Source organism: Pseudomonas gingeri (genome assembly GCF_013386115.1).
Classification (GTDB): domain Bacteria; phylum Pseudomonadota; class Gammaproteobacteria; order Pseudomonadales; family Pseudomonadaceae; genus Aquipseudomonas; species Aquipseudomonas gingeri.
This window is the reverse complement of record NZ_JACAOR010000013.1, coordinates 137048-161095: the sequence shown is the minus strand read 5'-3', so window position 1 is coordinate 161095 and position 24048 is coordinate 137048. Positions and strand designations below refer to the sequence as shown.

Annotated in this window: 23 protein-coding genes and 1 pseudogene; 9 read left to right on the top strand and 15 right to left on the bottom strand. The window is 62.6% G+C overall.

Translation table 11 applies throughout. From position 1 onward, the window contains the following. Positions 1–50 precede the first annotated feature (50 nt). Complete coding sequence (locus HX881_RS24835) at positions 51–713, top strand: TetR/AcrR family transcriptional regulator (protein WP_177087141.1); 663 nt, start codon at positions 51–53, stop codon at positions 711–713. A gap of 69 nt (positions 714–782) precedes the next feature. On the opposite strand, the gene HX881_RS24830 is transcribed toward HX881_RS24835, so the two are convergent. The 3 genes from HX881_RS24830 to HX881_RS24820 all read right to left on the bottom strand — a co-directional run bounded on the left by HX881_RS24830 (position 783) and on the right by HX881_RS24820 (position 2548). Next, positions 783–1100: a DUF2388 domain-containing protein gene (locus HX881_RS24830; RefSeq protein ID WP_017125417.1), complete on the bottom strand. Its 318-nt coding sequence runs from the start codon at positions 1098–1100 to the stop codon at positions 783–785. Positions 1101–1168: 68 nt separating this feature from the next. Continuing rightward, complete coding sequence (locus HX881_RS24825; RefSeq protein WP_017125416.1) at positions 1169–1618, bottom strand: NfeD family protein; 450 nt, start codon at positions 1616–1618, stop codon at positions 1169–1171. A 9-nt stretch (positions 1619–1627) separates the two neighbouring features. Then, entirely contained in the window at positions 1628–2548 is a 921-nt protein-coding gene (locus tag HX881_RS24820; RefSeq protein ID WP_017125415.1) for an SPFH domain-containing protein, read from the bottom strand. 161 nt (positions 2549–2709) lie between these two features. On the opposite strand from HX881_RS24820, the gene HX881_RS24815 reads away from it, so the two are divergent. Further along, entirely contained in the window at positions 2710–3732 is a 1023-nt protein-coding gene (locus HX881_RS24815) for a hypothetical protein (RefSeq protein ID WP_177087139.1), read from the top strand. A gap of 42 nt (positions 3733–3774) precedes the next feature. Here HX881_RS24815 and tfpB read toward each other — a convergent pair whose 3' ends face one another. Together tfpB and HX881_RS24805 are read right to left on the bottom strand one after the other, a co-directional pair. Next, positions 3775–5556 (bottom strand): type IV pilus assembly ATPase TfpB, encoded by a 1782-nt coding sequence (tfpB, locus tag HX881_RS24810; protein ID WP_177087137.1) that lies wholly within the window; start codon positions 5554–5556, stop codon positions 3775–3777. A gap of 229 nt (positions 5557–5785) precedes the next feature. Beyond that, positions 5786–7153 (bottom strand): CYTH domain-containing protein, encoded by a 1368-nt coding sequence (locus HX881_RS24805; protein WP_177087136.1) that lies wholly within the window; start codon positions 7151–7153, stop codon positions 5786–5788. A gap of 319 nt (positions 7154–7472) precedes the next feature. Between HX881_RS24805 and argE the strand changes: the two genes are divergently transcribed. Together argE and argA are read left to right on the top strand one after the other, a co-directional pair. Beyond that, positions 7473–8633 carry an acetylornithine deacetylase gene (gene argE / locus HX881_RS24800; RefSeq protein WP_103032768.1) on the top strand — a complete coding sequence of 387 codons (1161 nt, stop codon included), beginning with the start codon at positions 7473–7475 and terminating at the stop codon, positions 8631–8633. A 139-nt stretch (positions 8634–8772) separates the two neighbouring features. Then, the gene (argA, locus tag HX881_RS24795; RefSeq protein WP_017125408.1) at positions 8773–10071 is read left to right on the top strand and encodes an amino-acid N-acetyltransferase; all 1299 of its coding nucleotides are present in this window, start codon (positions 8773–8775) and stop codon (positions 10069–10071) included. Positions 10072–10342: 271 nt separating this feature from the next. Here argA and gshA read toward each other — a convergent pair whose 3' ends face one another. The 3 genes from gshA to HX881_RS24780 form a co-directional block, all read right to left on the bottom strand. After that, positions 10343–11926 carry a glutamate--cysteine ligase gene (gene gshA / locus HX881_RS24790; RefSeq protein ID WP_177087135.1) on the bottom strand — a complete coding sequence of 528 codons (1584 nt, stop codon included), beginning with the start codon at positions 11924–11926 and terminating at the stop codon, positions 10343–10345. 200 nt (positions 11927–12126) lie between these two features. After that, positions 12127–12510, bottom strand: a complete 384-nt coding sequence (locus HX881_RS24785) for a PaaI family thioesterase (RefSeq protein WP_017125406.1) — start codon at positions 12508–12510, stop codon at positions 12127–12129. Further along, positions 12510–14834 (bottom strand): Tex family protein, encoded by a 2325-nt coding sequence (locus tag HX881_RS24780; RefSeq protein ID WP_177087134.1) that lies wholly within the window; start codon positions 14832–14834, stop codon positions 12510–12512. The genes HX881_RS24785 and HX881_RS24780 overlap by 1 nt, the downstream gene beginning before the upstream one ends. A 335-nt stretch (positions 14835–15169) precedes the next feature. On the opposite strand from HX881_RS24780, the gene ompR reads away from it, so the two are divergent. Beyond that, a complete protein-coding gene (gene ompR, locus HX881_RS24775; protein WP_017125404.1) occupies positions 15170–15910 on the top strand; it encodes an osmolarity response regulator transcription factor OmpR in 741 nt (246 codons plus the stop codon). Positions 15911–16024: 114 nt separating this feature from the next. After that, positions 16025–17338 (top strand): ATP-binding protein, encoded by a 1314-nt coding sequence (locus HX881_RS24770; RefSeq protein WP_177055827.1) that lies wholly within the window; start codon positions 16025–16027, stop codon positions 17336–17338. 45 nt (positions 17339–17383) lie between these two features. Here HX881_RS24770 and rimK read toward each other — a convergent pair whose 3' ends face one another. Further along, the gene (gene rimK, locus HX881_RS24765) at positions 17384–18289 is read right to left on the bottom strand and encodes a 30S ribosomal protein S6--L-glutamate ligase (RefSeq protein WP_017125402.1); all 906 of its coding nucleotides are present in this window, start codon (positions 18287–18289) and stop codon (positions 17384–17386) included. After that, positions 18286–18768, bottom strand: coding sequence for a retropepsin-like aspartic endopeptidase RimB (rimB, locus tag HX881_RS24760; RefSeq protein WP_042935147.1), 483 nt, complete (start codon positions 18766–18768; stop codon positions 18286–18288). The genes rimK and rimB overlap by 4 nt, the downstream gene beginning before the upstream one ends. A gap of 213 nt (positions 18769–18981) precedes the next feature. Here rimB and HX881_RS24755 point away from each other — a divergent pair, with 213 nt between their 5' ends. From HX881_RS24755 to HX881_RS24745, 3 genes are all read left to right on the top strand, one after another. Then, positions 18982–19386: an RNA-binding S4 domain-containing protein gene (locus HX881_RS24755; RefSeq protein WP_177087133.1), complete on the top strand. Its 405-nt coding sequence runs from the start codon at positions 18982–18984 to the stop codon at positions 19384–19386. A gap of 149 nt (positions 19387–19535) precedes the next feature. Then, a complete protein-coding gene (gene hslO, locus HX881_RS24750) occupies positions 19536–20438 on the top strand; it encodes an Hsp33 family molecular chaperone HslO (protein WP_177087132.1) in 903 nt (300 codons plus the stop codon). 179 nt (positions 20439–20617) lie between these two features. Further along, positions 20618–22165: a phosphoenolpyruvate carboxykinase gene (locus tag HX881_RS24745; protein ID WP_017125398.1), complete on the top strand. Its 1548-nt coding sequence runs from the start codon at positions 20618–20620 to the stop codon at positions 22163–22165. Positions 22166–22212: 47 nt separating this feature from the next. Here HX881_RS24745 and HX881_RS24740 read toward each other — a convergent pair whose 3' ends face one another. The 5 genes and pseudogenes from HX881_RS24740 to HX881_RS32855 all read right to left on the bottom strand — a co-directional run. Further along, positions 22213–22581, bottom strand: coding sequence for a DUF1493 family protein (locus tag HX881_RS24740; protein WP_177087131.1), 369 nt, complete (start codon positions 22579–22581; stop codon positions 22213–22215). 153 nt (positions 22582–22734) lie between these two features. After that, positions 22735–23148 carry a type II toxin-antitoxin system VapC family toxin gene (locus tag HX881_RS24735; RefSeq protein WP_017125396.1) on the bottom strand — a complete coding sequence of 138 codons (414 nt, stop codon included), beginning with the start codon at positions 23146–23148 and terminating at the stop codon, positions 22735–22737. Then, positions 23145–23471 (bottom strand): type II toxin-antitoxin system VapB family antitoxin, encoded by a 327-nt coding sequence (gene vapB, locus HX881_RS24730; protein WP_017125395.1) that lies wholly within the window; start codon positions 23469–23471, stop codon positions 23145–23147. The genes HX881_RS24735 and vapB overlap by 4 nt, the downstream gene beginning before the upstream one ends. Positions 23472–23668: 197 nt before the next feature. Continuing rightward, entirely contained in the window at positions 23669–23815 is a 147-nt protein-coding gene (locus HX881_RS24725; RefSeq protein ID WP_017125394.1) for a hypothetical protein, read from the bottom strand. Between the two features lie 50 nt (positions 23816–23865). Further along, positions 23866–23973: pseudogene (locus HX881_RS32855) on the bottom strand (Fic family protein); the annotation flags it as partial. Positions 23974–24048: the final 75 nt, after the last annotated feature.

Below are 24048 nucleotides of genomic sequence, written 5' to 3'. Positions count from 1 at the left end.
GCCGTGTATAAATAAAAGTCAAATTTGAATTTGATCTAGTGAGGAATCCCATGCCCGTGTCCGGTCCCAACCAGACCGCCTCTCAACGTGCCCAGCGCCAGGATGGCCAGGCGACCCGCCAGCAGATCCTGGAAACGGCGGGTCAGTTGTTCGCGCGGCTGGGATACGCCAATACCACCAGCAAGCAGGTCTGTGAAAACTCCAGGTCGAATGCCGCCTCGGTCAACTATCACTTCGAGAACAAGGACGGCCTGTACCGGGCCGTGCTGCTCGAGGCCCATGATCGCCTGCTGCGCATCGATACGCTGCTCAGCCTGAGCCAGAGCCCGGCACCCGCCGAGGACAAGTTACGAGTGATCATCACGGTGCTGGTGGAGCGCCTGCAGGATCATCGCGAGGCCTGGGCCCTCAAGGTCCTCAGTCGGGAACTGCTGTCGCCCTCGAGCCTGTTGCCCTCGGTGCTGGAACAGCAGGCGTATCCCAAGGCGAAGATCTTCCGCGGCATCCTCGGGCAGATCATGAACCTGCCGGACGACCACCCGACCACGTTGCGCTGTGCGCTGGGGGTATTCGCCCCTTGCCTGTTCCTGCTGCTGGCCCACGAGACCCTGAGCCAGAACGTGTTGCCGGGCCTGGATATCGAGCCCCAGGCGCTGATCGAGCACATGATGACTTACGCTCTGGCGGGGCTGAAGGCAGTAGCGGCGCAATAACGGAGCGGCAGAAACGAAAAACGCCGACAGGCTGTCGGCGTTTCATCGTTCAGTTCGACGGGCTGTCGATCATTCGTCTGCCAGTGCGTTCTTCGCCAGGATCGCGTTGGCCAGTTCCATGTCGCTTGCTTTCAGGTCCGGATTATCGGCACGCACTTTCTGCATGGCGGCTTCCAGATAAGGGCCGCGGATATTGCCGTCGCTGGCAACAAAGCTGCCGGCATCGTCCTGGGCGGCGACGATCAGCTTGTGGTCCTTGAACGTCAGGTAGGTCGAGCCGGTGGTGGCACCGGACGAAATGACGTTGCGCCAGAAACCGTCGGCCATGGCCGAGCCAACGGGGATGGACAGCAATGCCAGGGTGGCGACAGCATATTTGAGACGCATGGTGGTGACTCCGCATGGGGGTATATGAACCGTTGGATTGCGGTTATCGATGCGGAGTTCCATTGTCTTCATTCAACGGTTTCGACCTGCAGGATCGTGCCGTTCTGGCCGACCACCCGGACCCGTGCACCGACCTCGGCGTCGGGGCCGGTGACCATCCATACGCCATCGCCGACCTTGACCTTGCCGCGACCGTTGCTGATCGCCGCGTGTACCACGAAGGTCTTGCCGATCAGCTCATGGCCGCGTTCGTTGAGGCCCGGCTGGTCGCTGACGCTGGCGGCGCTGCGCTGGCGTTTCCACCAGTACACCGCCGTCAGCACCGAGAGCAGGCCGAACAACAGGAATTGCACGGTCCACGGCAGGCCGGGAATCACGAAGGTCAACACGCCGACCGCTGCCGCGGCAATGCCGACCCACAGCAGGTAGCCGCCGGCGCCGAACACTTCGAGTATCAGCAGGATCGTGCCGAGGGCCAGCCAGTCCCAGAAGGACAGGTGTTGCAGGAATTCCCACATGGCGGTGCCTCAGGCCTTCTTGCCGTCGAAAGTGGCCTTGACGATTTCGCCGATGCCGCCGACCGCGCCGATGACCTGGCTGGCTTCGAGCGGCATCAGGATCACCTTGCTGTTGTTGGCCGAGGCCAGCTTGCCGAGGGCATCGATGTATTTCTGCGCGACGAAGTAGTTGACCGCCTGCACGTTGCCGTTGGCGATCGCCTCGGACACCACCTGGGTCGCCCGGGCCTCGGCCTCGGCTTCCCGTTCGCGGGCCTCGGATTCGAGGAAGGCGGCCTGGCGATTACCTTCGGCTTCGAGGATCTGCGCCTGCTTCTTGCCTTCGGCGGTCAGGATCGCCGACGCCCGCAGGCCTTCGGCCTCGAGGATCTGCGCGCGCTTGACCCGTTCGGCCTTCATCTGCCCGGACATTGCCGCCATCAGGTCGGCGGGCGGGCTGATGTCCTTGATTTCGATCCGGGTGATCTTGATGCCCCACGGTGCGGTGGCTTCATCGACGGTGCGCAGCAGTTTCTCGTTGATGGTGTCGCGCTGGCCGAGCATGGCATCGAGCTCCATGGAGCCGAGCACGGTGCGGATGTTGGTCTGCAGCAGGTTACGGATGGCGTGTTCGAGGTTGTTCACCTCGTAGGCCGCCTGGGCCGTATTGACCACCTGGAAGAAACACACCGCGTCGATCTGCACGGTGGCGTTGTCGGACGTGATGACTTCCTGGGGCGGGATATCCAGCACGCTTTCCATCACGTTGATCTTGCGCCCGATACGGTCCATGACCGGGACGATGATGTTCAGGCCGGGCTTGAGGGTGGTGGTGTAGCGGCCGAAGCGTTCCACCGTCCACTGATACCCCTGGGGTACGACCTTGAAGCCCATGAAGACGATGGCAATGGCCAGGCCGACGAAAAGCAGAAGCACGCTACCGATTTGCATGACGGTTCCCTGTGTTCAAGTGTTTATCGAGGTGGCGATAGTGGAATGATTGTAGCGAGCCTGGTTGAAGATAAGTGTTTCATTTGTATTCAAGTGTAGAGGTCGGGCCATGCTAATTTGGCGGTCATTTCACTGTCGCATCCTGTGAGCGCCTGGTTTCGATGATCTTCGGTCCCGATCCCTCCGTCATTTTCCTGGTTTTCCTGCTGATCGCGCTGGCGGCGCTCAGTGCCGCCGGGTTGCTGTGGGTGCTGGTGGCCTCGCTGTTCGCGCCGACGCGCGATCACCTGCGGCGCAACCCCCGGCGTTACGCGGTGCTGATACTGGTCGCCCTGGTGTTTGCCGGACTGGGCGGGTTGATGTGGCGGGATTTCCAGCGGATCGACGAGGAAGCCGAATCGCAACGGCAGGCACTGAACCCTCGCCTGCAAGCTGATCTGCAGTTGGGCGAACTGCATTTTCCGGCGGGCAGCCAGGCGCATATCGGCACCCTGGAGGCGCTGGACTGGCAGGGGCAGCCCCAGGCGCACGGCCTGCAAAGCCTGACGTCAATCGAATTGCCCGTTGCCCTCGATGTCCTCGGGTTGCCGGTGGTGGCGCTGGATTTTTCCTGGGGCTCCGACAACGCCCGTGTACGTCTCGAGCATGACCGGATGGTGCAGGGCTGGTCCTGTACCGCAAGTGCCTGGGTGGTCTTCGGGCATGCAGTCGACGACAGGTTCCGGCCAAGTCGCTGGCATTTCAAAGAGTGTGGCCTGGTCCCCGGGATGGGTGTGGCCGGGGTGGACTGGCCGGCGGGCACGGTGGTTTCTGGCGACAGGTCGGGTTGGATGCTGCGGGCCGAGGACGCCGACAACCTGAGCATCGCCCTCGACGGCCTGCAGCTGGCGGCGCTGCGCATGATGCTCGATGCGCAGCGCCAGCCGCTGGGCTGGCAGGGCCAACTGGCCCAGCCCGCCACGCTGGGGGACTGGCGCTACGTGGCGGGCACGCGGGTAAGGGGCGATGCTGGCGGCGCCTGGTTGTTCAGCCCTTCCAGGGCGCAGGATGCCATCAATCTGCGCACGGGAGAAAAGGTCAGCCTGGGCCGTTCGATCCTCCAGCGTCGGGGCAATGAGGACTCGGTGAACATCAAGGCCAACAACGAGGTCGGGGTGATCGACTGGTTGGAGATCACCCCGTAATGAACGCCTGCCGGACGGGCCCGGACACTGGCCGCGGCACGTTCAGCGCTGTTCGCTCTGAGGCGTGACCCGCAGCACTTCCTCGATGGTGGTCAGCCCCGCCGCGACCTTCTGCGCACCGGACAGGCGCAAGCTGCGCATGCCTTCCATGAACGCCTGGCGGCGCACCGCCAGCAGGTCGGTATCGGCATGGATCAGCGCCTTCACGCTGTCGCTGAGCAACATGATCTCGTAGACCCCGGCTCGTCCGCGATAACCGGTATCGCGGCATTCCAGGCAGCCGATGGCGCGCTGCGCGCCGGTGGGCAGCGGTGCCTGCCAGGGCCGGGTCAGGGTCTGCCAGTCTTCTTCGGACAGGCTCTGCGGTGCCTTGCAGTGCGGACACAAGGTACGCACCAGACGCTGGGCCATGACGCCGAGCACCGTGGCCTTGATCAGGTAATGCGGTACACCCAGTTCCAGCAGGCGGCTAATGGCGCTCGGCGCGTCGTTGGTGTGCAGGGTCGAGAGCACCAGGTGCCCGGTCAGCGCCGCCTGAATCGCCATCTCGGCGGTTTCCAGATCGCGGATCTCGCCGATCATGATGATGTCCGGGTCCTGGCGCATCAGGGCGCGTACGCCGCTGGCGAAGGTCAGGTCGATATTGTGCTGGACCTGCATCTGGTTGAAGGCCGGCTCGACCATCTCGATCGGGTCTTCGATGGTGCAGAGATTGACCTCCGGAGTCGCCAGCTTTTTCAGCGTGGTGTACAGCGTGGTGGTCTTGCCCGAGCCGGTGGGCCCGGTCACCAGGATGATGCCGTTGGGCTGGCGGGTCATGTCCTGCCAGCGGCGCAGGTCTTCGGCGGAGAAGCCGAGCTGGTCGAAATCCTTGAGCAGCACTTCCGGATCGAAGATGCGCATGACCATCTTCTCGCCGAACGCGGTCGGCAGAGTCGACAGACGCAATTCCACTTCGCCGCCGTCCGGGGTCTTGGTCTTGACCCGGCCGTCCTGGGGTTTGCGTTTTTCCGCGACATTCATCCGACCCAGGCTCTTGAGGCGGCTGACAATCGCCATGGTCACCTGGGGCGGGAACTGGTAGACGTTGTGCAGTACACCGTCGATGCGAAAACGCACCGTGCCCTGCTCGCGCCGCGGCTCGATATGGATATCGCTGGCCCGTTGCTGGAACGCGTACTGGAACAGCCAGTCGACGATATTGACGATATGCGCGTCGTTGGCGTCCGGTTCCTGGTCGCTGGCGCCGAGGTTCAGCAGTTGCTCGAAGTTGCCCAGGTTATGGCCTTTCTGGTCGACCATGTTGGCGCCGCTGACCGACTTCGCCAGGCGGAAGAATTCCACGGTGTAGCGCTGGATATCCACCGGGTTGGCCACCACCCGCTTGATCGGCAGCTTGAGCACATGGCTCAGGTCGGCTTCCCAGGCCTTTACGTGGGGCTGGGCGCTGGCGATGGTCACGCCGTCGTGATCCACCGCGACGGCGAGGATCTTGTGGCGCTGGGCAAAGGCATAGGACATCAGCGGCATGATCGCGGCGACGTTGATTTTCAGCGGATCGATGCGCAGGTACGGCTGGCCGACCTGTTGCGCCAGCCACAAAGTCAGGTTCTCGAGCTCCAGCGGCTTGCCGGGGCGGCTCTGGTCGGGCAGGTGCTGGCTGGCGATGAATTCCAGCGGATGCAACTGGCTGTTCTGCGCGTTGCGCCGGATGGTCAGGGCGTGCTCGGCCGAGTCCTGGCTGATAAAACCCTGGGCGACCAGTTCGCGCAGCAGCTCGTTGAGATCCAGCCAGCGGTCCTGGGAGAGTGGGGCGACGGGCATGCGGGCTCCTATTCAGGCGGTCTTGCAACCATTGATTCAGACGTAGTCCCTGTCTGACCCTGGATTGCAAAGAATAGTCGCGAGGCTGCCTGACGTTTGGTCCGATACCAAGACAAAGATTGCTATTTTTTTCAGCGGGGGCCCGGCCGGCATCCCGGCCTGCCCGCGCAGAGGTTCTGAGCACCGCCAGAAGCTGCGCTGGCCAGCCAGGCTCATGCAGGTTGCGAGGTTACAGGCGCAGCAAGGTCTTCCAGGCACGGCTCTGGAACACCGTCAGCGCCTGCTGCACCCGCGCTTCCAGGACTTCTTCGCTGATATCCAGTTCCGCCAGTTGGGCCAGCTTGTTCAGTTCGCCGAACAGGCGATCCAGGTCCGGCAGGTCCAGCACGCCACGGGCCAGGTGCAGCCAGGCCTGGATCCGCTCGATGCGCGGCAGTTGCTCGGCGAGATCTTCCGGTTGCTGCTGGTAGCGTCCCAGTTGCAACGAAGCGGCTTCCTCGGCCAGCAGGCGTGGCAGCCAGTTCTGCAACTGCGCCGCGCCCTGGCGGTTGCCGCGGGTGGTACGGTCGGCCGCCCAGCTACGGGCCAGCAACCAGCGCGAGGTGTTCAGGGAGAACAGGCCCCAGCGCACGTCTTCCAGCTCCTCGAGGAACTGTTCCGGCGCGGCCTTGCGCACGTCTTCGTCTTCCGCACCGGCGTTGAGCAACGGACGCCAGTCTTCCAGCAGCGCATCCAGGGCACTGCGCAGCTCGCTGGTCGCCTGCCGTGGCGCGGCCTGGCCGAGGCTGCCGACCAGGGCGCGCAATTCGATCAGTTGCGCGACCCAATCCTGCAGCAGGCGCCAGTGGCCGTTGAAGCGGTATTGCTCGGCCAGTCGCTGGCTGCTGCCGAGCAAATGCCAGGCCAGGGCGGCGAAGGCGTCGTCCAGCGGCATCTCGGCGGTCAGTTGCGGGGCCGGCAGGCTCAGGGAGTAGCTGTTGGCGTCGAACAGGCGATAGCCGCGCTCGGCCTTGCTGATGTCGCAGGGCATCAGTGCCAGCTTCTCGGCCAGCTCGGCAGCCAGTTCCAGCAGGGCGGCCGGCTCGCCTTCGCGCAATTCCAGTTCCAGCTCGCAGATTTCTTCCTTCTGCTTGCCGGCGACAACGAAGCCCAGGTCCAGAGCGGCTTCGATCACCACCTTGGACTTGCCGCGCCCCCAGGCGATTTCTGCCCGTTCGCGGACGAAATCGGTGGTGAAGATCGGCTTCAGGGTCTTCTTGTCCAGCTCGGCCAGTGCTGCTGGCCAGCATTCGCCGTCGAGCTTCTTCACATCGAGCTTGGCCTTGGGCAGGTGCCAGTCGTACTCGTTGCGTTCCGACAGACCGGCGACGCTCTGGCCGCGGGTCTTGAGGGTCTGGATCACTTCTTCGCCGTCACGGCGCAGGCGCAGGGCGACCTTGGCCTTGGCCAGGTCGCGCTCGGGGGTGTCGAAATACTGATTCGTCAGCTCGCGACGTTCCCAGCCACTTTTGTTACGCTTCTTCAAAAGCGGGTGCTCGCGCAAGGCGGCGAGGGTTTCGCGGCTGACGCGGAGTTTGATTTCGGTTTCTTTCTGCATGGCCGGAAAATCCAGGATCGGGAGCGCAGCCGGGGAAAAGGGTGGCTGCCTAGGCCGTGCAGTGTACAGGACAAGCGGGTCGCACGCGTCGCGGCGGTTTATTCCGGGCGTTGGATGGCTCTATGATGGGGCATCGCCCGGATGCCGATCGATTTCGAAATCCACGCGATCCTTGCAGGAGTCCGGCTTGCCGGCGATGAGGCCGTCATGCCATGCGTTGTCCTTGAAGACGTCGTCGCCGGCAAGCCGGGCTCCCACAGGATGGCGTGAGGCCTGGAGGCGTGCAGCAGGGGCCGTCCTGTGAACAAGGAGCAAGTGTATGCTTTTGCCGTCGATGAAAGATCAATTCGCTGCCCTGATCGCAGTTCCCTCCGTCAGTTGTACCCAGCCGAACCTGGACCAGAGCAACCGGCCGGTGATCGACCTGCTGGCGGGATGGCTCGGCGACCTGGGCTTCAGCTGCGATATCCAGCCGGTCAGCCCCGGCAAATTCAATCTGCTGGCCAGCTTCGGCAGCGGTCCCGGCGGGCTGGTGCTGGCCGGGCACAGCGATACCGTGCCGTTCGACGAGGCGCTGTGGCAGACCGACCCGCTGAAACTGACCGAGGTCGACGGCCGCTGGGTCGGCCTGGGCAGTTGCGACATGAAGGGTTTTTTTGCCCTGGCCATCGAGGCGGTCAAGCCGTTGCTCGACCAGCCGTTCAAGCAGCCGTTGCTGATCCTGGCCACCTGCGACGAAGAAAGCTCGATGTCCGGTGCCCGCGCGCTGGCCGAGGCCGGGCGGCCGCTGGGGCGCGCGGCGGTGATCGGCGAACCGACCGGGCTCAAGCCGATCCGCCTGCACAAGGGCGTGATGATGGAGCGCATCGAAATCCTCGGGCGCAGTGGCCATTCGTCGGATCCAAGCCTGGGGCACAGCGCCCTCGAAGCCATGCACGATGCGATCGGCGAGCTCAAGGGCCTGCGCTGGCAGTGGCAGCGCGAGTACAACAACCCGCAGTTCAGCGTGCCCCAGCCGACCCTGAACTTCGGCTGTATCCATGGCGGCGACAACCCCAACCGCATCTGCGGCCAATGTTCCCTGGAGTTCGACCTGCGGCCGCTGCCTGGCATGGACCCAGGCGTGCTGCGTGCGGCGATCCGCGCCAAGCTCGAACCCCTGGCGGAACTGCACCAGGTCCGGATCGACTATGCGCCGTTGTTCCCCGAGGTGCCGCCCTTCGAACAGGTGGCGGATGCCGAACTGGTGCGCATCGCCGAAAAACTCACCGGCCATCGTGCACAAGCAGTGGCGTTCGGCACCGAAGCGCCTTATCTTCAGCGCCTTGGCTGCGAGACCCTGGTACTCGGCCCTGGCGATATCGCGTGTGCGCATCAACCGGGGGAATACCTCGAAATGTCACGTTTGCAGCCTACCGTGGCGTTACTGCGTGAACTGATTGAACATTATTGCTTGAGCCCGGCCCCGACCTTGCGTTAAATGCCAGGCCAGACCATCCGTTACCGATTAAGGAGAGCCCGCGTGTCGCCAAGCCTGTTCCGACGATAACCAACAGCCCGTTGTGCGTTTTCATGTTGCACCCACTTTTTATTGGCTGTTTTTTATACAGGTTCAGGTCATGCCCGAATACGTAAACTGGCTTCGCCATGCGTCTCCCTATATCAACGCCCACCGCGATTGCACCTTTGTCGTCATGCTGCCCGGTGACGGTGTCGAGCACCCCAACTTCGGCAATATCGTCCATGACCTGGTGCTGCTCCACAGCCTGGGCGTGCGCCTGGTGCTGGTCCACGGTTCGCGCCCGCAGATCGAAAGCCGCCTGGCGGCCCGTGGCCTGACCCCGCATTACCATCACGGCATGCGCATTACCGATGCCGCCACCCTGGAGTGCGTGATCGACGCGGTCGGCTATCTGCGGATCGCCATTGAAGCGCGCCTGTCCATGGACATGGCCGCCTCGCCGATGCAGGGTTCGCGGTTGCGGGTCGCCAGCGGCAACCTGGTGACGGCGCGGCCGATCGGCGTGCTGGAAGGGGTCGACTATCACCACACCGGCGAGGTGCGCCGGGTCGACCGCCGGGGCATCAACCGCCTCTTGGACGAACGCTCCATCGTGCTGTTGTCGCCGCTGGGCTACTCGCCCACCGGGGAAATCTTCAATCTTGCCTGCGAAGACGTCGCGACCCGCGCCGCCATCGACCTGGGGGCGGAAAAACTCCTGTTGTTCGGCGCCGATCACGGCCTGATCGATGAACATGGTCGTCTGGTCCGCGAGTTGCGCCCACAGCAGGTGCCGGCGCACCTGCAGCGCCTGGGCAGCGATTACCAGGCCGAGTTGCTCGACGCGGCGGCCGAAGCCTGCCGTGGCGGCGTGGCTCGCAGCCATATCGTCAGTTATGCCGAAGACGGCGCGCTGTTGACCGAACTGTTCACCCGCGATGGTGGCGGTACGCTGGTGGCCCAGGAGCAGTTCGAGCTGGTGCGCGAAGCGGCGATCGAAGATGTCGGCGGCCTGCTCGACCTGATCAGTCCGCTGGAAGAACAGGGCATCCTGGTGCGGCGTTCGCGGGAAGTGCTGGAGCGCGAGATCGAGCAGTTCAGCGTGGTCGAGCGTGAAGGGATGATCATCGCCTGTGCGGCGCTGTACCAGATCGCCGATTCGGATGCCGGTGAGCTGGCGTGCCTGGCGGTGAACCCGGAGTACCGTCATGGCGGGCGCGGGGACGAACTGCTGGAGCGTATCGAGACCCGGGCCCGGGCCCAGGGCCTGAAGACCCTGTTTGTCCTGACGACCCGTACCGCCCACTGGTTCCGTGAGCGCGGATTTGTGCCGAGCAGCGTCGAGCGCCTGCCGAGCGCGCGGGCGTCGTTGTACAACTACCAGCGTAATTCGAAGATCTTCGAAAAGGCCCTCTGAGCTTCAGAGCCGGTTGGGTCTGCGGGGCTTTGGGTCGCTCCAGGGCCTCTTCGCTGGCAAGCCAGCTCCCACAAGGATTCGGGCTCGGCCACTGATGTGTGGCCGACGAAGTCCTTTGGGAGGTGGTTGGGTCTTGGGGCTCTGGGGCGCTTGAGGGCCTCTTCGCTGGCAAGCCAGCTCCTACAAGGATTCGGGGTCGGCCACGCATGCGTGGTCGACGAAGTCCTGTGGGAGCCGGCTTGCCGGCGAAGGCGTCAGTACAGGCGCCGCCTCAGTTGCTGATCGACAGGATGCTCGCCTGGTACGACCCGACAAACACGTCGAAATCACCCACTTCGTTCTGCTCCAGCTCCAGTTGCTGGACCAGCGACTGGCGCGCGCTTTCTTCGAAAGCGGCCTGTTCGTCCTTGGCCAGCGGCTGGCTGCGGAAGTACTCGGCATGGGCCAGGCTCTGGCGCATGGAGAACTGGGCAAAGCTTTCCTTGTGCTGGGTCATGCTCGCCAGCACCTGGGCCGACGGCGTCAGGGACGAATCGCGGACCTTCGCCATTTGCTCGTCCAGGGACTTGCTGTGACCATCGCCGCCATGGCTGCGGTCGAGCAACGCCGACAACGGAGCAATCTGCTCGAGCAATTCGGTGGCCCATTCCTTCATGTCCACCGCCTGGCCCCGACGCTGCAATTGCAGGCCCGGACGCCGGCCTTCCTTCACCACGGTGAGGAAGTTCGAAGTGGCATTGTTGCACTCGTTGCTTTCGAACAGCGGGCTGTCATTCAGCGCGCAATACAGCAGGAACGCATCGAGGAAGCGCGCCTCGGTCAGGTCGATGCCGGTCGGCAGGAACGGGTTGATGTCCAGGCAGCGCGCCTCGACATACTGCACGCCACGGGCCATCAGCGCCTGGATAGGCCGCTCGCCGGTGTAGGTCACGCGTTTCGGGCGGATGTTGGAGTAATACTCGTTTTCGATCTGCAGGATGTTGGTGTTGAGCTGGACCCACTCACCGTCCTTGTGCGTGCCGATCTCGACATATGGCGCGTAGGGCGTCGCCACCGCCTTGCGCAGGCTGTCGGTGTAGCTGCTCAGGTCGTTGTAGCACGGCGTCAGGCCGGCCTGGGCGTTGCTCTGGTAACCCAGGTCGCTCATGCGCAGGCTGGTGGCGTAGGGCAGGTACAGCGTGTCGGCGTCGAACTGTTCCAGCGAATGCGAGCGACCGCGCAGGAAGCCCGCGTCCAGGGCCGGCGAAGCACCGAACAGGTACATCAGCAGCCAGCTGTAGCGGCGGAAGTTACGGATCAGCGCGATATAGGCCAGCGACTGGTAGTCGCGGTCCGTGCCGACAAAACCTTCGGCCTGCTTGAGCACCGGCCAGAGTTTTTCCGGCAGCGAGAAGTTGTAGTGGATTCCGGCAATGCACTGCATGGTCTTGCCGTAGCGCAGGGCCAGGCCCTGGCGGTACACATACTTGAGCTTGCCGATATTCGAGGTGCCGTAGTAGGCGATCGGAATATCTTCCTCGGCCGGCAGCGGGCAGGGCATCGACGGGCTCCACAGGTACTCGTTGCCGAGCTTGCTGTAGGCAAAGCGATGGATCTTGTCCAGGCTTTCCAGGGTGTCGGCCGGGTCGGGCAGGGCCGGAGTGATGAACTCCAGCAGCGACTCGGAGTAGTCCGTGGTGATTTGCTCGTTGGTCAGTGCGGCACCCAGCTCTTCCGGATGCGGTGTCTGCGCCAGGCGGGCTTCGCCGGTGACGCGCAGGCATTCGCGCTCGATGCCGTGCAGGCACTCTTCGAGCAGGGAGAGGTGGGCGCGCTCGCCGAGCAGAGCCAGGCGGCGGTTGAGAAGTTCGCTCAAGTTGGATTCCTTCACGCGTCAGTCGCCCCAATATGGGGGTGGGCAAGACGGTCTACAAGGGTGAAGTTGAGAACTGGCGTTGTCGCCTGGTAAATGTCAGAAAACGCCGATACTTCGTCCCTGAGTCGGATGTGATGCCGACGGAAAATTCCGACACCGCATTCGCAGTGCCGAAATTAACCCAAATCGAGACGGGACAGCTAGAGAACAGCGAACGTGCCTTGTGCTTTCGCGACAAGTTTGTCGCCCTGGCGCACTTCGGCCTCGACCACCAGGGTGCGGCGCCCGGGGTGGATGACGGTGGCGATGCACAGCACATCGCCTTCGGCCACCGCCCGCATGTAGTTGATCTTGCACTCGATGGTCACGCTGCGCTGGTCGAAGCCATGGGTCGCCGAACAGGCCAGGCCCATGGTGATATCCACCAGGCTGAACAGCGCGCCGCCATGCAACACGTTGCCGCGATTGCGCAGTTGCGGAGTCAGCGACAGGGCCACCTCCGCAACGCCGCTGTCGAGGCGTTGCAGGCGGCAGCCGATCAACTCGCTGAAGGCGCTCTGGGTAAGGCCGTCAGGGATTTCCATTAGCGTTTCTTCAACTGCTTGGCGTTGGCGAACAGCGAGGCCATGGCATTGTTGCTCGGTGCCGGGGCCGCGGTTTCCTTGCGCGGGGCGTTGTTCTGCGACTGGCGCGGGGCCGAGCCCGGACGCGAGCCGCGGGCGCCGTCGATCTTCTCGCCCGGGGTATCGCTCATGCGCATCGACAGGCCGACGCGTTTGCGCGGGATGTCGACTTCCATGACTTTCACCTTGACCACGTCACCGGCCTTCACCGCTTCACGCGGGTCCTTGATGAACTTCTCGGACAGCGCCGAAATGTGCACCAGGCCGTCCTGGTGGACGCCGATATCGACGAAGGCACCGAAGTTGGTCACGTTGGTCACCACGCCTTCGAGGATCATCCCCAGTTCGAGGTCCTTGAGGTCCTCGACACCGTCCTGGAACTCGGCGGTCTTGAACTCGGGACGTGGGTCGCGACCCGGTTTCTCCAGTTCCTGAAGGATATCGGTGACGGTCGGCAGGCCGAAGGTCTCGTCGGTGTACTTTTTCGGGTCCAGGCGCTTGAGGAAGCTGGCGTCGCCGATCAGCGAGCGGATATCACGGTCGGTTTCGGCGGCGATGCGCTGTACCAGCGGATAGGCTTCCGGGTGCACGGCGGACGAGTCCAGCGGGTTGTCGCCGTTCATCACACGAAGGAAGCCGGCGGCCTGCTCGAAGGTCTTTTCGCCCAGGCGCGCGACTTTCTTCAGCGCGGCGCGGGTCTTGAAGGCACCGTTCTCGTCGCGATGGTTGACGATGTTCTGCGCCAGGGTGGTGTTCAGGCCGGAGATCCGTGCCAGCAGCGCCACCGAGGCGGTATTCACGTCGACGCCGACGGCGTTCACGCAGTCTTCCACCACCGCGTCGAGGCCGCGCGCCAGTTTCAGCTGCGACACGTCGTGCTGGTATTGGCCGACACCGATGGATTTCGGATCGATCTTCACCAGTTCGGCCAGCGGGTCCTGCAGGCGGCGAGCGATGGACACCGCGCCCCGGATCGATACGTCGAGGTCCGGGAACTCCTTGGACGCCAGCTCCGAGGCCGAGTACACCGATGCGCCGGCCTCGGAGACCATGACCTTGGTCATTTTCATGGCCGGGTATTTCTTGATCAGTTCGGCGGCCAGCTTGTCGGTTTCACGGCTGGCGGTGCCGTTGCCGATGGCGATCAGGTCCACCGAGTGCTTGGCGCACAGCGCGGCGAGGACGGCCAGGGTCTGGTCCCACTTGTTGTGCGGCACGTGCGGGTAGACCGTGGCGTGGTCCAGCAGCTTGCCGGTGGCGTCCACCACCGCGACCTTGCAGCCGGTACGCAGGCCCGGGTCCAGACCCAGGGTCGCGCGCGGGCCGGCCGGGGCGGCCAGCAGCAGGTCATGCAGGTTGTGGGCGAACACGTTGATCGCCTCGGTTTCCGCGCCGTCGCGCAACTCGCCCAGCAGGTCGGTTTCCAGGTGGGTGTAGAGCTTGACCTTCCAGGTCCAGCGCACCACTTCGCCGAGCCATTTGTCGGCAGGGCGGTTCTGGTTCTGGATGCCGAACTGCTGGCCGATCATGCCTTCGCACGGATGCATGGTGCCGGGCAGTTCGTCGCCGACTTTCAGTGCCGAGCTGAGGATGCCTTCGTTGCGGCCACGGAAAATCGCCAGGGCGCGGTGCGACGGCATGCTCTTGAGCGGTTCGTCGTGTTCGAAGTAGTCGCGGAACTTGGCGCCTTCTTCTTCCTTGCCGGCGATCACGCGGGCACTGAGGGTGGCTTCCTGCTTGAGGTAGTTGCGCAGCTTGTCCAGCAGGCTGGCGTCTTCGGCGAAGCGCTCCATCAGGATGTACTTGGCGCCTTCGAGGGCCGCCTTGGTGTCGGCGACGCCTTTTTCCGCGTTGACGAAGCGCGCGGCTTCGCTTTCCGGGGTCAGCGACGGATCGTTGAACAGGCCGTCCGCCAACTCGCCGAGACCGGCTTCCAGGGCGATCTGGCCCTTGGTGCGGCGCTTCTGCTTATAAGGCAGGTACAAGTCTTCGAGGCGGGTCTTGGTGTCGGCGAGCTTGATGTCGCGAGCGAGTTCCGGGGTCAGCTTGCCCTGCTCCTCGATGCTGGCGAGGATGCTGATGCGCCGCTCGTCGAGTTCTCGCAGGTAGCGCAGGCGCTCTTCCAGGTGCCGCAGCTGGGTGTCATCCAGGCTGCCGGTCACTTCCTTACGGTAGCGCGCGATGAAAGGTACGGTAGAACCTTCATCCAGTAGAGCGACGGCCGCTTCGACCTGTTGTGGGCGTACGCCGAGTTCTTCGGCGATGCGGCTGTTGATGCTGTCCATAAAACCACCTGACAAAGTGTGAAATCAGGCACGCCGGGCCTTTGGGCCTGTCGGGCGAGCCTGGTTTGGGATCAAAAGGCGCACCTTGTGACCCGTGAAATCAGCACATTGCTGTGAGCCTTTGAAAAAAAGATGGCATCGAACAGCAATGATCAGACGTTGCCTGACGCAGAAGGCGGGGCATTATAACCAGCGTTCCGGGCTTGGGGGGATTGTGCGCGTGTAGGCATAAAACAGCGTTTGCTGGTAGTCGAGGAAAAATCTGCTAACAATGCACAGGATACGTATAACGGTCGCTGGCCCCATAATGCGCGCCGAGATCAAAGGAGCAACCCATGAGCAGCACTGCACAAACTGCTGAAGGCGAAAAAATTCTCATCGTGGATGACGATCCGGGGCTGAGCAGCCTGCTGGAACGTTTTTTCACCAGCAAGGGCTATCGTGCCCGCGCGGTGGCCAACACCGAGCAAATGGACCGTCTGCTGGCGCGTGAAGTGTTCAATCTGGTGGTCCTCGACCTGATGCTGCCTGGCGAAGACGGCCTGACGGCCTGCCGTCGCCTGCGCGCGGCGAACAACCAGGTGCCGATCATCATGCTGACCGCCAAGGGCGACGAGCTGAGCCGGATCAAGGGCCTGGAACTGGGTGCCGACGATTACCTGGCCAAGCCGTTCAACCCCGACGAACTGATGGCGCGGGTCAAGGCCGTGCTGCGGCGTCAGGCGGCTCCGGTTCCGGGCGCTCCGGGCAGCGAAGATGAGAGCGTCACCTTCGGCGACTACGAGCTGTCCCTCGCCACCCGCGAACTCAAGCGCGGCGACGAAGTGCACATGCTCACCACCGGCGAATTCGCCGTGCTCAAGGCCCTGGTGATGCATGCCCGCGAGCCGCTGACCCGCGACAAGCTGATGAACCTGGCCCGTGGGCGGGAATGGGATGCGCTGGAGCGTTCCATCGATGTGCAGATTTCCCGTCTGCGCCGCATGATCGAACCGGACCCGTCGAAGCCGCGCTATATCCAGACCGTCTGGGGCGTGGGTTATGTGTTCGTGCCGGATGGCGCTGCAACCAAGTGACCGGTGATTTGTAGGAGCGGGTTGCCCGGGTGTGCGAAAGCCGCCCGGGCAAGTCGCGATCCACAATTGTGCGAGCCCGCCTGCTCGCTCCTGCAAAGTATGTAGCGGCTGTCTATGAAAACCCCTCTCTGGTTTCCCCAAAGTTTCTTCTCGCGCACCCTTTGGCTGGTGCTCATCGTGGTGTTGTTCTCCAAGGCACTGACCCTGGTCTACCTGCTGATGAACGAGGACGTCCTGGTGGACCGCCAGTACAGCCACGGCGTGGCCCTGACCCTGCGGGCCTACTGGGCCGCGGATGAAGACGACCGCGACAAGATCGCCGATGCGGCCGGCCTGATCCGCGTGGTCAGTGGTGGCGTGCCGGAAGGCGAGCAGCACTGGCCCTACAGTGAAATCTACCAGCGCCAGATGCAGGCCGAGCTGGGTGCCGATACCGAGGTCCGCCTGCGCATGCATGCGCCGCCGGCCTTGTGGGTGCGGGCGCCGAGCCTGGGCGCGGGCTGGTTGAAGGTGCCGCTGTATCCGCATCCGCTACGCGGGCAGAAGATCTGGAGTGTGCTGGGCTGGTTCCTGGCCATCGGCCTGCTGTCCACGGCATCGGCGTGGATCTTCGTCAGCCAGCTCAACCAGCCGTTGAAGCGCCTGGTCTTTGCCGCGCGGCAACTGGGCCAGGGTCGCAGCGTGCGCCTGCCGATCAGCGACACCCCGAGCGAAATGACCGAGGTATACAGCGCCTTCAACCAGATGGCCGAGGACGTCGAGCAGGCGGGGCGCGAACGGGAGCTGATGCTGGCCGGGGTTTCCCACGACCTGCGCACGCCGCTGACGCGCTTGCGCCTGTCCCTGGAACTGATGGGCGACCACAGCGACCTCAGCGAAGACATGGTGCGGGATATCGAGGACATGGACGCCATTCTCGACCAGTTCCTCGCATTCATCCGCGACGGCCGCGACGAGTCGGTGGAAGAAGTGGATCTCAGCGACCTCGTGCGCGAGGTGGTGATGCCCTACAACCAGAACGAAGAGCGGGTGCGCATGCGCCTGCAGCCGATCCAGCCGTTCCCCCTGCGGCGGGTATCGATGAAGCGGCTGCTGAACAACCTGATCGGCAACGCCCTCAACCATGCCGGAGAGGGCGTGGAAGTGGCGGCCTATGTGTCGGGAGATACCAGTGCGCCCTACGTGGTCCTGAGTGTCATGGACCGTGGCGCGGGTATCGATCCGGCCGAACTGGAAGGAATCTTCAACCCCTTCACCCGGGGCGACAAGGCCCGTGGCGGCAAGGGCACCGGCCTGGGCCTGGCGATCGTCAAGCGGATCGCCTCGATGCATGGCGGCAATGTCGAACTGCGCAACCGCTCCGGTGGGGGCCTGGAAGCGCGGGTTCGCCTGCCGTTGGGCCTGATGCTGCCGCGCGACGCGGTCTAGCCGGCCTTGACCGGATAGCCGTGCAGCGCGGATCTGAATAGACGATCAGCCCTTGCCCTTGGTACGGGTCATGTTCGGCCCGCCATTTTTCTCGATGTGCTGGATGATCATTCCCGCCACATCCTTGCCGGTGGTGACCTCGATCCCCTCCAGGCCCGGCGACGAGTTCACCTCCATCACCAGCGGTCCGTGATTGGAACGCAGGATATCCACCCCGGCCACGCTCAGGCCCATCACCTTGGCCGCGCGTATCGCGGTCATGCGTTCTTCCGGGGTGATCTTGATCAGGCTGGCGCTGCCGCCACGGTGCAGGTTGGAGCGGAACTCGCCCGGCTTGGCCTGGCGCTTCATCGCCGCGATCACCTTGTCGCCGACCACGAAGCAGCGGATATCCGCACCGCCGGCTTCCTTGATGTATTCCTGGACCATGATGTTCTGCTTCAGGCCCATGAAGGCCTCGATCACCGACTCCGCCGCCGTCGCCGTCTCGCACAGCACCACGCCGATACCCTGGGTGCCTTCCAGCACCTTGATCACCAGCGGGGCGCCGTTGACCATCTCGATCAGGTCGGGGATATCGTCCGGCGAGTGGGCGAAACCGGTGACCGGCAGGCCGATCCCGCGGCGCGACAACAATTGCAGCGAGCGCAGCTTGTCCCGCGAACGGGCAATCGCCACCGATTCGTTGAGGGGGAAGACCCCCATCATTTCGAACTGGCGCAACACCGCGCAGCCATAGAAGGTCACCGAGGCACCGATCCGTGGGATCACCGCGTCGAAACCCTCCAGCGGCTTGCCGCGATAGTGGATCTGCGGCTTGTGGCTGGCGATGTTCATATAGGCGCGCAGGGTATCGACCACTACCATCTCATGGCCACGCTCGACACCGGCTTCGACCAGGCGACGAGTGGAATACAGACGCGGGTTACGCGACAGCACAGCGATCTTCATGCAACACCTGTGGCAGAGGTAGTAGTGACCGGGAAAACCGGCTTGTCTTGAACGTATTTCTGGCCCGGATTGACCACCAGCTGGCCGTCGATCAGAGCTTTGGAACCCAGCAACAGGCGATAACGCATGGCCTTGCGACAGGCGAGGGTGAATTGCACCTGCCAGACCTTGTCTCCCATGGCCAGGGTGGTGGCGATGACATAGCGCACCTGGGCATGGCCGTTGGAGCTTTTGATGGTTTTCATGGCCAGCAACGGGGCTTCGCAGCGCCGATGGCGCAATTGCACCACGCTGCCCAGGTGGGCGGTAAAACGCACCCACTTCTCTCCGTCGCGCTCGAACGGCTCGATTTCAGTGGCGTGCAGGCTGGAGGTACTGGCGCCGGTGTCGATCTTCGCCCGCAGGCCCGCGACTCCCAGATCCGGGAGCGCCACCCACTCGCGCAGACCCACAACAGTCAAATGGTCAAATGTCTTCAAAATGCTCAACCGGTGAGAAACCCGCTCAGGCCGCGAGGCGGCCATAATCGCGGTATTCACGCAGAATAATGGGTAAATGGCGACAGATATCTGTGCGACTTGTATCAGGCCGTGAAATCAGCCCGGCTCCCCGCATTCTAGACTGGCCAGGGACATTCAGCTTCGACGGCAACGGTAGTACAGTTCAGCAATATTTCAGTTTGAGGAATCCCCGTGGCGCAGAAACCGGAAGCGGACGACAAGGTTCGACTCGACAAGTGGTTATGGGCAGCGCGCTTCTACAAGACCCGTGCCCTGGCCAAGGACGCGATCGAAAGCGGCAAGGTGCATTGTCGCGGCGAGCGCTGCAAACCGTCCAGGGAGCCCCATGTGGGCGACGAGTTGCTGATTCGCGTCGGCTTCGACGAGCGTACCGTGGTGGTGCAGGCGCTGTCGGTGGTCCGGCGCGGCGCACCGGAGGCGCAGGCGCTCTACACTGAAACCGAAGCCAGCATCGCCCGGCGCGAAGCCGCCGCGGCCCAGCGCAAGGCCGGGGCCCTGGGGCTGACCACCGATGGCAAGCCGAGCAAGAAGCAGCGGCGCGACCTGTTCAAATTCCGCGGCAGCGGCGCCGACTGACCATCGGCTCGCACGGTTATTAGAGGACCTCATGTCCTTGACTGGCCGACATTCGCCCCCATGTTGCTTGGTTCGAACCCTGTTTGTTCATAAAATGCTCATATTTCCTGAGCCGAACGCCCTCATTCCTACTTCCAGAATTGAACCCTATGTCAGATCTACCGGACACCGATTACACCCAACGCTTCATCTTCGATGACAGCGACACCCGTGGCGAACTGGTGTCTCTGGAGCGCAGCTACGCTGAAGTCCTGGCCAAGCACCCCTATCCCGAACCGGTTGCGCAACTGCTCGGTGAACTGATGGCCGCCGCCGCCCTGCTGGTCGGCACCTTGAAGTTCGACGGCCTGCTGATTCTCCAGGCCCGTTCCGAAGGCGCGGTGCCGCTGCTGATGGTGGAGTGCTCCAGCGAGCGCGAAATCCGCGGCCTGGCGCGCTACGAAGCGGACCAGGTCGTCCCCGGCGCGAGCCTCGCCGACCTGATGCCCAATGGTGTCCTGGCCCTGACCGTGGACCCGATCCAGGGCCAGCGCTACCAGGGGATCGTCGACCTCGACGGCGCCACCTTGTCGGAGTGCTTCACCAACTACTTCGTCATGTCCCAGCAGGTCGGTACCCGTTTCTGGCTCAACGCCGATGGCCAGCGTGCCCGTGGCCTGCTGTTGCAGCAATTGCCGGCCGACCGCCTCAAGGATGAAGAAGAGCGTGCCGCCAGCTGGCAGCACATCACCGCCCTCGCCACCACCCTGACCGCCGAGGAACTGCTCGGCCTCGACAACGAAACCGTGCTGCATCGCCTCTATCACGAAGAGGCTGTGCGCCTGTTCGATATCCAGCCGCTGAGCTTCCGCTGCAGTTGCTCCCGCGAGCGTTCGGGCAACGCGCTGGTCAGCCTGGGACTGGAAGATGCCCAGGAACTGGTGGTCGAACGGGGCGGTGTCGTGGAGATCGATTGCCAGTTCTGCAACCAGCGTTATCTGTTCGATGCGGCCGATATTGCCCAATTGTTTGCCGGTGCCGGGGTCGACACCCCGTCAGATACTCGTCACTAAAACGCTTCAGCACAGGTAAATCTCCTGTCAAACGCCGGAAAATAGGCGTTCTGACAGGAGGGCCCTACTCTTTTTGGGCTTTTCTGGCATAATCCGGCCCACTTTTTTCGCGGTAGTAGTGCACGACTTTCTACTACAAAACGTTTGGAGCACTCGGCCACTGGCCGACGGGGAATCTCATGACGCAAGCAAACAATGCCGTGTACACCGATCTGAGTGTCGATGATCTGGTCAAGGAAGCCCTGGCTCGTGGTGAAGGCGAACTCGCCGATACCGGCGCGCTGGTCGTGCGGACCGGTCACCGCACCGGTCGCTCGCCGGTAGACCGTTTCATCGTAGAAGAGCCTTCCACCCAGGATGCCATTGCCTGGGGCCCGATCAACCGCAAGTTCCCGGCCGACAAGTTCGACGCCCTGTGGAACCGCGTCGAAGCCTTTATCGGCGAGCGCGAGCGTTTTGTTTCCCACGTGCACGTAGGTTCCGATCCTGCGCACTACCTGCCGGTCAAGATGACCACCGGTACTGCCTGGCACAACCTGTTCGGCCGTTGCCTGTTCATCAACCCTGAAGCCGGCCAGTACAACGCCGGTGGCAAGGACGAGTGGCAGATCCTCAACGTTCCGGAGTTCGAGTGCGTCCCCGAGCGTGACGGCACCAACTCCGATGGCACCGTGATCCTCAACTTCGCGGCCAAGAAAGTCCTGATCGCCGGCATGCGCTACGCCGGTGAAATGAAAAAAGCCATGTTCTCGGTGCAGAACTTCCTGCTGCCGGCCGCCGACGTGCTGCCGATGCACTGCGCGGCCAACATGGGTGAAGAGGGCGACGTGACCCTGTTCTTCGGTCTGTCGGGCACCGGCAAGACCACCCTGTCGGCTGACGAAAGCCGCTACCTGATCGGCGACGACGAACACGGCTGGGGCGTGGGCGTGGTGTTCAACATCGAAGGCGGTTGCTATGCCAAGTGCATCGACCTGTCCGAGAAGAACGAACCGGTGATCTGGAAAGCCATCCAGCACGGCGCCGTGCTGGAAAACGTCGTGCTCGATGCCAACAAGAAGGCCGACTACGCCGACAGCAGCCTGACCCAGAACAGCCGTGCGGCCTACCCGCGTGAACTGATCGAAAAGCGCGCGCCGAAAAACCTCGGTGGCGAGCCGAACGCCGTGATCTTCCTGACCTGCGACCTGACTGGCGTACTGCCTCCAGTGTCGATCCTCAGCGAAGAGCAGGCCGCTTACCACTTCCTGTCCGGCTACACCGCCCTGGTCGGTTCGACCGAGATGGGTTCGGGTGGCGGCATCAAGTCGACCTTCTCCACCTGCTTCGGCGCGCCGTTCTTCCCGCGTCCGGCCGGCGAATACGCGGAACTGCTGATCAAGCGTATCCGTGGTTTCGGTTCCAAGGTCTACCTGGTCAACACCGGCTGGACCGGCGGCGGCTACGGCGTTGGCAAGCGCTTCAACATCCCGACCACCCGTGGCGTGATTGCCGCGATCCAGAGCGGCGCGCTGATCGGCGTTGAAACCGAGCACCTGGACACCGTCAACCTGGACGTGCCATTGGCCGTACCGGGCGTCGAGACCGGCCTGTTGAACCCACGCAACACCTGGGCCGACAAAGCTGCCTACGACGAAGCGGCAAAAGCCCTGGCAGGCCTGTTCATCGAGAACTTCAAGAAGTTCGACGTGAGCGACGCGATCAAGGCGGCGGGTCCGAAGCTGTAAGCATCGGTTGCCAGCTGTTTGAAAAGCCGCCCTTCGGGGCGGCTTTTTTATACCCGTTTTTCGACGAGGCGTTCCAGTTCGGCTGTGTTCCAGTGTTTCTGTCGGATGGCCTGATAGAGCATGCCGATGGTCAGGGCGACCTTGCGGCTGCGCACCTTGGTGCGACGTTTGGCGAAAACATCGAAACCTTCGGGTTCGAAATAGCGATAGGGATCGAAGTCGATGAGATCCAGGATGAATCGCTCTTCCAGTGCTTCCATCAACTCACTGGCATCCTTGCCGTCGCAGCCCAGGTCAAGATTGATGGCTGTGTGCAGGCCAACGGACTTGTGCTCCGGCAAGCCGATCTCGTCGTCCAGCAACTCGATCAGTTGTTTCATCAATTCGGTGTCTGGAAGGCTGCTGGCCAATATCATCGGGGAGGTGTCTCAGTGGAAGCCCGAAAACACGAAGGCCCGCTAGACGAATCGATGCGGGCCTTGGACGTTGGGCAAATATTCAACGCAGATGCGTTGCGGAAATTTTATCAATCGGCCTGACCCTGCACAACAAACCTGGCGGGTAATGCCTCAATGAACCCAGTCTTCGTATTCGAGCCCTGTAACACGGCTGAACTCACGTAGATTGTTGGTGATCAGCTTGCATCCCGTGGCTATGGCGTGGCCCGCGATGGCCGTGTCATTACCGCCAATGAGCGAGCCGATATCCGTCAGTTGGCGTCTCACTTCGACTGTCGCGTCCACGGCGTTCTGATCCCACGGCAGGATCGCATCCAGGCGCTTCACAAACTCATCGATCATTATTTTGTGCCTGGAGGAAGCTTTTTTGCCGATCTGTCCGTAGCGCATTTCTGAGTAAGTGATCGCAGAGATTACGATCCGGTTATTTCGACCCACTTCTGCTGCCAATCGCTTCAATACAGATTCGGGGCGTTCACGCATGATGAACGAGCAAATACAGGTATCGAGCATATAGGTGGTCACAGACTGAACCTGCCTTCATCGCCGATGATGTCCGGGCGTTCTTGTAGAAAGTCAGCATCAGCCGCAGGTAGCTCTGCCAGCGATTGCCAGCTGGGGCGCACAGGGCGCAGGGTGATCACATCGCCATTGCGCGTGATCTCCAGTTCTCCTACGCCTTCATAAGCCATGTCATTTGGCAGGCGTATCGCCTGATTTTTGCCGTTCTTGAAAATTGAGACTGTGCGCATGATATCGCCCCTGCATATGTCTGGCATATGCAGTGTAGTGTCGATTTTTTGCATAGGCAAGGCATATGCCAGCTCGGGCATCGTCTGAATTGTCACCGGGTTACCTCCAGAAGGTATTTCCTCCGGGCTATGAAAGTCAGCGTCAGAAGGTCGAATGAAATAATGGCGGTGCTGACACCGGCTGTGGATCAGCTTTTACCTTCAATCTCGTAGCCAGACTCTCAAAATGGGCTGTGAATTCCACAATATCAGTAGGCCATTTCCTATTGTGAAATGGCCTGTTTGTCGTGATGTTACTGGGCGACTTGCCTGCTCAATGCCATCGTTCGCTGCTGAACCAACTGCAACAGGACACAACCTTCGCGCACCAACAGGTAGGCGGCATTGGTGACATGGGGGAGGTCTTTGTCGCAGGTGGTGTCGAGGCTGACACAGGTCATGGCTTCCAGCAGGTCGCTGGCGGCCTGGAGGCGTTGGTGGGCGCTGGTTTTACGATGATGTTCTCGAACAGAACTCGCTGGGCTCGTCCATTGCCTTCGCGAAAAGGGTGAATGACATTGAAGTCTCCATAAGTTTGCGCGATTTCGACTATGAGCTCGGAGCGGGGGAGATTGCGCAGAACCTGGGTGCTGGGGTCGCAATACGGATTTTTACCAATTCCGTATTGGGCTGG

Excerpts from the sequence above, each read along its gene's own strand:
- HX881_RS24830 (WP_017125417.1), bottom strand. The coding sequence starts at position 1,100 with ATGCGTCTCAAATATGCTGTCGCCACCCTGGCATTGCTGTCCATCCCC.
- argA (WP_017125408.1), top strand. The coding sequence starts at position 8,773 with ATGCCCGAATACGTAAACTGGCTTCGCCATGCGTCTCCCTATATCAAC.
- HX881_RS24835 (WP_177087141.1), top strand. The coding sequence starts at position 51 with ATGCCCGTGTCCGGTCCCAACCAGACCGCCTCTCAACGTGCCCAGCGC.
- HX881_RS24805 (WP_177087136.1), bottom strand. The coding sequence starts at position 7,153 with ATGCAGAAAGAAACCGAAATCAAACTCCGCGTCAGCCGCGAAACCCTC.
- HX881_RS24745 (WP_017125398.1), top strand. The coding sequence starts at position 20,618 with ATGACGCAAGCAAACAATGCCGTGTACACCGATCTGAGTGTCGATGAT.
- rimK (WP_017125402.1), bottom strand. The coding sequence starts at position 18,289 with ATGAAGATCGCTGTGCTGTCGCGTAACCCGCGTCTGTATTCCACTCGT.
- tfpB (WP_177087137.1), bottom strand. The coding sequence starts at position 5,556 with ATGCCCGTCGCCCCACTCTCCCAGGACCGCTGGCTGGATCTCAACGAG.
- HX881_RS24825 (WP_017125416.1), bottom strand. The coding sequence starts at position 1,618 with ATGTGGGAATTCCTGCAACACCTGTCCTTCTGGGACTGGCTGGCCCTC.
- HX881_RS24785 (WP_017125406.1), bottom strand. The coding sequence starts at position 12,510 with ATGGAAATCCCTGACGGCCTTACCCAGAGCGCCTTCAGCGAGTTGATC.
- argE (WP_103032768.1), top strand. The coding sequence starts at position 7,473 with ATGCTTTTGCCGTCGATGAAAGATCAATTCGCTGCCCTGATCGCAGTT.
- ompR (WP_017125404.1), top strand. The coding sequence starts at position 15,170 with ATGAGCAGCACTGCACAAACTGCTGAAGGCGAAAAAATTCTCATCGTG.
- HX881_RS24780 (WP_177087134.1), bottom strand. The coding sequence starts at position 14,834 with ATGGACAGCATCAACAGCCGCATCGCCGAAGAACTCGGCGTACGCCCA.
- HX881_RS24815 (WP_177087139.1), top strand. The coding sequence starts at position 2,710 with ATGATCTTCGGTCCCGATCCCTCCGTCATTTTCCTGGTTTTCCTGCTG.
- HX881_RS24725 (WP_017125394.1), bottom strand. The coding sequence starts at position 23,815 with ATGACCTGTGTCAGCCTCGACACCACCTGCGACAAAGACCTCCCCCAT.
- HX881_RS24770 (WP_177055827.1), top strand. The coding sequence starts at position 16,025 with ATGAAAACCCCTCTCTGGTTTCCCCAAAGTTTCTTCTCGCGCACCCTT.
- HX881_RS24820 (WP_017125415.1), bottom strand. The coding sequence starts at position 2,548 with ATGCAAATCGGTAGCGTGCTTCTGCTTTTCGTCGGCCTGGCCATTGCC.
- hslO (WP_177087132.1), top strand. The coding sequence starts at position 19,536 with ATGTCAGATCTACCGGACACCGATTACACCCAACGCTTCATCTTCGAT.
- HX881_RS24740 (WP_177087131.1), bottom strand. The coding sequence starts at position 22,581 with ATGATATTGGCCAGCAGCCTTCCAGACACCGAATTGATGAAACAACTG.